This window comes from Mycobacterium sp., from assembly GCF_049683935.1.
In the GTDB taxonomy this organism is placed as follows: Bacteria; Actinomycetota; Actinomycetes; order Mycobacteriales; family Mycobacteriaceae; genus Mycobacterium.
In genome coordinates this window covers 1-6,605 of record NZ_JBAUJR010000209.1, presented here as the reverse complement: position 1 = coordinate 6,605, position 6,605 = coordinate 1, and the positions used below count along the sequence as shown (strand labels likewise).

Below are 6,605 nucleotides of genomic sequence, written 5' to 3'. Positions count from 1 at the left end.
TCCTCGAGGAGGGGTTCGCGCCGCCCAGCGTCCGGCACATCACCGACCGCGCCGGGGTGACCTGGGGGGTGGTCCAGTACCACTTCGGTGACCTCGACGGGATCCTGATGGCCGTGGTCGATCAGGGCTTCGGCGAGCTGCTCGACACCCTGGCCGGGCTGTCGCCGGCGTCGTCGCCGGGCGCGCGGGACCGGGTGGCGTTTGTCGTCGACGCCGTGTGGCAGGCGTTCTCCAGCACGACCTCACGGGCCGCGCTGGAGATTCTGATCTCCACCCGCGGTATGCGGGGCGCCGCGGTCAACGCGCACCTCGCCGAGTTGATGGCCAAGCTCACCGATCTCGGACGGCAGCTCGGCGAGGGGCTGGCCGCGCCCGACGCGACACACATCGGCACCCTCATCTGGAACACGCTGCGCGGGATCGTCGTAGCGCAGATGACCTGGCCCGAGCCGGTGGATCAGTCCCGGGATCTGCAGACGCTGGTTGATGTGGTGAGCACCTACATCGAACTCAGAACGTAGACATCGGCCGCACGCTGTTCGCCAGATCGACCAGCGCGTAGCGGTGAGCCTGGGTGGGTGCGACCCTGGCGAGGTTCCGCAGTGACGACTCCACACCGAGCTGCAGGCCGTGTTCGGTGAACGGGAACCCCAGGATGTGGTTGGTGCTGGCGGTGTTGTCGGCCAGCCAGTCCATGGCGGTGCCGAGCACCAGGGCCCGGATCTGCAGCACCCGCGGCTCGGTGTCGGGCAGCGCCTCGACCCGGCGGGCGGCGTTGCGGATGTGCTGCTCGGTGACCTCACTGGAGGACCGGCCCGACAGCAGTGTCACCGCGCTCGTCAGCCGTGCTGTCGTGAAATGTCTGGAGGTCGCCGGCACTTCGTCGAGAGTGCGGACGGCCGCGTCGCGCTCGCCTGCCGCGGACAGCGCACGCGCCAGGCCGAAACCGGCCGAGATGACGCCGCGGTCGGTCGACCACACCGTGTTGTAGAACTTGCGCTCGTCGGCGCTACCCGCCAGCTCGGCAGTGGCGGCCAGCGCCATCTTCGGCGCCAGCTCGCCGGGGAGTGTGTCGAGTACCTCGGTGAAATGTTTTGTCGCCGAGTCGTAGTCGGCGGTGAGCAGCTCGGACACGGCGCGAAACCAGACCAGTCGCCACCGCCAGCCGACCCGCTCAGCGAGTTCGTCGAGCTTGCGGGTGGCCTTGGCGACGTCGCCGAGGTCGAGTAGCGCCCGCACCTCCATCAGCGGCAGCTCGACCGACTGCGACAGGTCGATGCCCTCGGAATCCAGCGAGCCGTGGCGCGCCGCGCGCAGCGAATCCAGGGTCTGCACAGGCTCACTGAGCACCGTCGCCGACAACACGGTCGCGCCGACGTCGGTCGGATCCACCAGCGGGACCTGCAGCGCCTTGACGATCTCCTGCGCGGTGAGCTTCTCGGAGTGGACCTGACCGTCCAGATAAACGTCGGTGTGCGCCACCAGCAGATCGACCCCGAAGGTGGATCGTGACGGGCTGAACACCGTGGACAGACCGGGCCGCGGCATCCCGGTGTCCTGGGCCACCACTTCACGCAGCACACCCAGCAGCTGGCTGGTCATCTCCTCGGCGCTCTGGAAGCGCCGCCGCGGGTCGGGGTCGATCGCGCGCCGCAGCAACCTGCCGAACGAATCGTATTGCGCCAGAACCGGATCGTCTTCGGGTAGTCCGTCGACGTAGCGGCCCTTGCGCAGCCGCATGTGCAGCGTCAGCGCCGCCAGGGTGCGGCCCACGGTGTAGATGTCGCTGGCGATGGTCGGACCGGTGCGCACGATCTCCGGAGCCTGATATCCGGGAGTCCCGTAGAGATAGCCGAACGAGTTCACCGGGGAGACCGCGCCGAGGTCGATGAGCTTGAGCTGGTCCTCGGTCACCATGATGTTCTCGGGCTTGAGGTCGTTGTACACCAGGCCGTTGACGTGCAGATAGCTCAGCGCGGGAAGGATCTCGAGGGTGAACCCGATGGCCTCGGCCACCGGCAGTCGCGAGCCCTCGCTCTGTTTGAGCCGGGTCGCCTGCTTGAGCGAGGTGCCGCCGACGTACTCCATCACGATGTAGCCGACCGGGTTGCCGTGCTTGTCGTCGTGTTCGACGAAGTTGTAGATCTTGACGATCCCCGGGTGGGTCACCTCGGCCAGGAATTGCCGCTCGGCCATCGCGATCGCCTGCGCCTCGGCGTCACCGGAGTGCACCAGACCCTTGAGCACCACCGGACGGTCGTTGACGTTCTTGTCGAACGCCAGGTACACCCAGCCCAGGCCGCCGTGCGCGATGCAGCCTTTGATCTCGTACTGGTCGGCGACGATGTCACCGGAGTTCAGCTGTGGCAGAAAGGAATACGCGCTGCCACAGTGCGGGCACCAGCCCTCCGACCGAGCCCGGCCCTCTGGCGACGACCGGCCGACGGGCCGCCCGCAGTTCCAGCAGAACCGCTTGGACTCCGCCACCACCGGGTCGGTCATCAGCGCCGCCAGCGGGTCGACCGCGGGCACCCGGGGGATCTCCACCAGGCCGCCGCCGAGCCGGCGGGTTCGTGACACCGTGCGCGTCAGCGTTGTGGGCTGGTCCTGAGGTTCGGTGTCGTTGGTCTGTACCGAGTCGTCATCGTCGTCGTCGAAGTTCGGCCGGAACACCGCCTGCGTGGCCATCGGACGCAACGTCGACGCCGAATCGTCGCCGAGTTCGTCGAGGTCTGCGAAACTCGCGGGCTGGGTGCCCGGGTCGTCGGAGTCGTCCTCGGAGGTGGTCATCAGTCGGAGTACCTCGCAGCCGGCGGCGCCGGAGCGGGACCGAGCACCGTCAACCACTTGCGGTACAGCGTGTTCCAGGTGCCGTCCCGACGCACCCGTTCCAGCGTGCCGTTGACGTAACGGACCAGACCGGTGTTCTCCAGGTTGACCCCGATCCCGTACGGCTCCGAGTTCAGTGAGGGGCCCACGATGTGCAGGTAGGGATCCTGGGACACCAGCCCGGCGAGGATCGAGTCGTCGGTGCTGACCGCGTCGACCTGGCGCTGCTGCAACGCGACCAGGCAGTCGGCCCACGTCACCGCCCCGACGATCAGCGGCGGCGGGGTGATCTGCTGGATCCGCTCCAGCGAGGTGGTGCCCTTGGCGACGCAGACCCGCTTGCCCGACAGGTCGGCCGAGGTCTGGATCGCCGAGTCCCGCGGCGCCAGGATCCGCTGGTCGGCGGTCAGGTACACGGTGGAGAAGTTCACCAGCTCCTTGCGCTCGCAGGTGATCGTCATCGTCTTGACCACCACGTCGACCTCGTTGTTCTGCAGCGCGTCGATCCGATCGGCCGACGACAGGATCCGGTACTCCACCTGTGACGGGGTCCCGAAGATGTCGCGGGCGATCTCGCCGGCGATGTCGACGTCGAAACCGGTGATCTCACCGGTGATCGGGTCGCGGAAGCTGAACAGGTTGCTTCCGATGTCCAGCCCGACGATCAGCCGGCCGCGCTCCTTGATGTTGCGGACGGCTTCGTCGGCCTCGGCTTCGGTGTCGAACGGCCGCAGGCTTTCCCTCGGGTCGCAGTCGTCGTCGGCGACGGTCGGAGCCCGCGCCGGTTCGGGTGGCAGTTCCTCCATGCCGGCCGGTGTCGGCGGCGCCAGCGTGACACTCGGCGTCGGAACCATCGGTGCCGCCTGCGCGCACCCGCTCAGCAGCAGCACCGCCGCCGCGAGAGTCCCCAGGGTCCTGTTCATCTGCCTCGCCTACCGATATTCGCTCAGTCTCGGCCAGATGCCCAACGCTACGGCGATCGCCGCCGCGACACTGAGCGCCGCGGCGCCGACGGTCGCGCCCGAGAGCACCCGACGGGCGTTGGCGATGTCGCTGCGCAACTGGTTGCGGCTCTGTTCGATGCCCTTGGTCAACGCCTCGTCGAGTTTGTCGAAGGCGGGCGTGGCGTCGTCCTCGCCCACCCCGAGGGCGACCTGGGTGGCGGCCTGGTAGTTGCCGACCGCGATGTAGGCGCTGATCCGGTCATCAGCGGCCCGCCACCGGTCCAGCAGTTGCTCCGCGTCGGCCAGATCCGACTTGTCGATCGAATCGTCCTGCGCGAGGTAGCGCACCAGTTGCTCCTGCATCAGGTCGATCCGCTGGTAGTAGGACTGTTTGCGGATGTCTTCGTCGCCGCGCCTGATCAGCGACAGGGTTTCGTCGGCCCGGGCCTGCTGGGCGGTGATCGCCAGGTTGGTGACCGTCTTGAGGGACTCCGCCGCGGTGTTCTTGGCGCTGCGGCTGTCCGACGTGGAGATCACCAGCGCGGTGCCCACCCAGATCAACATGATCAGCACCGCCAACCCGCCGGCGACGAATCCCACGTTGACCCGTCGCCGGGTGCGCTTGGCCAACCAGCGGTTGGCGAACGCCCCGAACAGCAGCGTGGCCAGCACCACCAGGATCACCGGCCCGGGGATCCTGGTCGACGCCGTGGTCTCGGCATCCACCCGTGCCGAGGTCTGCTCGTAGAGCCGCTGCGCATCCGGCAGGATCTGCTGCTGCATCATCGACGAGGCCTCGGACAGATAGGACGAACCGACGGGGTTGCCCGCCCGGTTGTTGGTGCGCGCCGTCTCGACCAGCCCGGTGTACACCGCGAGCCTGGCGTTGATGCGTCCGAGCAGTTGGACCATCGGCTCGTCGGTCAGACCGCTCGACGCGCGCGTCACCGCGACCGACGCATCGGTGATCGCCTGCTCGTAGCGCTGTCGCACCGCCCGGGGCTCGACGCCGGCGATGAACGCGGTGGCCGCGGCGGCGTCGGCGACCGACAGCGTGGTGTAGAGCTGGCCGGCGGCGAAGGACAACGGCTCGGTGTGGTTGAGAACGGTGGTCAGCGCCTGCTGGCGGTCGTTGATCGTCGTCGACGTCGCGAAGGCGCTCCCGATCACCAGCGCCGCCAACACGAAACCGATCGTCATGATGCGGCCGGGAGTGGTCCACAAAAACCACCAGCGCGGATGCGCCGGGGTGGTGGGTGACCTGGACGCGAGAGGCTCGGTCGACGGATGCGCCAACTCCACAGTCACGTCTGCGCGGACCCCATCTTGGTCTCGATCTCCCCGGCCTTCGTCCCGATTGACCCACACTCTATGAAAGAAGTCTAAGAGTTTCCCGTGCGACGTGTGCGCATTCGCGAGCGGTGACTTCCCCGATACCGGGATCTGTTCCCTATCCTGAACGCGTGCGCGGCGACGGTGACGGTTGGGTGGTCTCGGCCAACGGCGCCGCCTACTGGGGCCGACACGGCGCGGCCGGACTGCTGCTGCGGGCCCCCCGCCCCGACGGATCGCCCGCGGTGCTGCTGCAGCATCGGGCGATCTGGAGCCATCAGGGCGGAACGTGGGGACTGCCCGGCGGGGCGCGCGACAGCCACGAGACACCCGAACAGGCTGCGGTGCGGGAGGCCCAGGAGGAGGCCGGACTGCCCGCCGATCAGCTGACCGTGCGCACCACGGTCGTCACCGCCGAGGTGACCGGGTGGACCTACACCACCGTCATCGCCGACGCCGAGGAACTGCTGGACACGATTCCGAACAGGGAGAGCGCGGAACTGCGGTGGGTCGCCGAGGACGAGGTGGCCGATCTCCCCCTGCACCCCGGCTTCGCCGCGAGTTGGCAGCGGCTCCGCGACCTGACGGCCTCGATCCCGCTGACGTTCAACCACCAGAGCTGAGCAGCTCTGTCAGCTGCTCGGCGGCGGACTTCGGATCGTCGGCCGCGGTGATCGCGCGGACCACGACGATCCGACGAGCACCGGCGGCCAGCACGTCGGGGACGCGGGCGGCGTCGATTCCGCCGATGGCGAACCAGGGCTTGTCGGTACCGACCGAAGCCGCCGCCCGGACCAGGTCGAGACCCGGCGCCGCCCGGCCGGGCTTGGTGGGTGTGGGCCAGCACGGGCCGACACAGAAGTAATCGACCTGCTCTGTCGACGCGGCCGTCATCTGGTCGGCGTCGTGGGTGGACCGCCCGACCAGCGTGTCCCCGACGATGGTGCGTGCGACCGACAGCGGGAGGTCGTCCTGGCCGAGGTGCAGCACGTCGGCGCCGGCCGCCAGGGCGATGTCGGCGCGGTCGTTGACGGCCAGCAGCGCGCCGTGGCGGCGGGCCGCGTCGGCGATGACGGCCAGCGCCTCGATCTCCTGCCGTGCCTCCAGCGGGCCGAACCGCTGCTCGCCGGGAGATCCCTTGTCCCTGAGCTGGATGATGTCGACGCCGCCCGCCAGCGCGGCGTCGACGAATTCGGCCAGGTCAGCGCGCTCGCGGCGGGCGTCGGTGCACAGGTACAGAGAGGCCGACTGCAACCTGGCCCGTGGTGCGGAGTCACTCACACCACGAAACGCTAACCCCGCGCCGACGTAGGCTGGTAGCCGACCACACGGGAGTCCCGGGCAACGGGGACTGAGAGTGAGCGCGCCGCTCTTACCGTCACACCTGATCCGGGTCATGCCGGCGAAGGGAGCAGCGATGCCAGCGTTAGCCGTCATCGGCGGTGGCGTCATCGGGCTTTCGGTGGCGCGTCGCGCCGCTGCGGACGGCTGGGCCGTCCG

At 68.8% G+C, this 6,605-nt stretch carries 7 protein-coding genes and 1 riboswitch; of the genes, 3 read left to right on the top strand and 4 right to left on the bottom strand.

The genetic code is table 11. The features are described 5' to 3' along the window. Positions 1 to 521 (top strand): TetR/AcrR family transcriptional regulator (locus WA965_RS11635; RefSeq protein ID WP_526447547.1); only part of this gene is annotated, 521 nt, incomplete at its 5' end. On the opposite strand, the gene WA965_RS11630 is transcribed toward WA965_RS11635, so the two are convergent. The 3 genes from WA965_RS11630 to glnX are packed head-to-tail and all read right to left on the bottom strand — an operon-like array spanning position 511 to position 5,081. After that, complete coding sequence (locus WA965_RS11630) at positions 511 to 2,790, bottom strand: tetratricopeptide repeat protein (RefSeq protein ID WP_526296165.1); 2,280 nt, start codon at positions 2,788 to 2,790, stop codon at positions 511 to 513. The genes WA965_RS11635 and WA965_RS11630 overlap by 11 nt on opposite strands. Next, entirely contained in the window at positions 2,790 to 3,752 is a 963-nt protein-coding gene (locus WA965_RS11625; protein ID WP_526296163.1) for a glutamate ABC transporter substrate-binding protein, read from the bottom strand. The genes WA965_RS11630 and WA965_RS11625 overlap by 1 nt, the downstream gene beginning before the upstream one ends. Positions 3,753 to 3,761: 9 nt before the next feature. After that, positions 3,762 to 5,081, bottom strand: coding sequence for a protein kinase G-activating protein GlnX (gene glnX / locus WA965_RS11620; RefSeq protein ID WP_526296161.1), 1,320 nt, complete (start codon positions 5,079 to 5,081; stop codon positions 3,762 to 3,764). A gap of 155 nt (positions 5,082 to 5,236) precedes the next feature. Between glnX and WA965_RS11615 the strand changes: the two genes are divergently transcribed. Beyond that, entirely contained in the window at positions 5,237 to 5,728 is a 492-nt protein-coding gene (locus tag WA965_RS11615; protein WP_526296159.1) for an NUDIX hydrolase, read from the top strand. Here the strand turns inward: WA965_RS11615 and thiE are convergent. After that, positions 5,712 to 6,386, bottom strand: a complete 675-nt coding sequence (thiE, locus tag WA965_RS11610; RefSeq protein ID WP_526447545.1) for a thiamine phosphate synthase — start codon at positions 6,384 to 6,386, stop codon at positions 5,712 to 5,714. The genes WA965_RS11615 and thiE overlap by 17 nt on opposite strands. Positions 6,387 to 6,423: 37 nt before the next feature. Beyond that, positions 6,424 to 6,533: riboswitch (TPP riboswitch) on the top strand. On the opposite strand from thiE, the gene WA965_RS11605 reads away from it, so the two are divergent. Continuing rightward, positions 6,523 to 6,605: hypothetical protein (locus tag WA965_RS11605; RefSeq protein WP_526447549.1), on the top strand; the 83-nt coding region annotated here is incomplete at its 3' end. Its footprint overlaps the riboswitch before it by 11 nt.

Coding starts and splice junctions, on each gene's coding strand:
- WA965_RS11625 (WP_526296163.1), bottom strand. CDS start 3,752: ATGAACAGGACCCTGGGGACTCTCGCGGCGGCGGTGCTGCTGCTGAGC.
- WA965_RS11630 (WP_526296165.1), bottom strand. CDS start 2,790: ATGACCACCTCCGAGGACGACTCCGACGACCCGGGCACCCAGCCCGCG.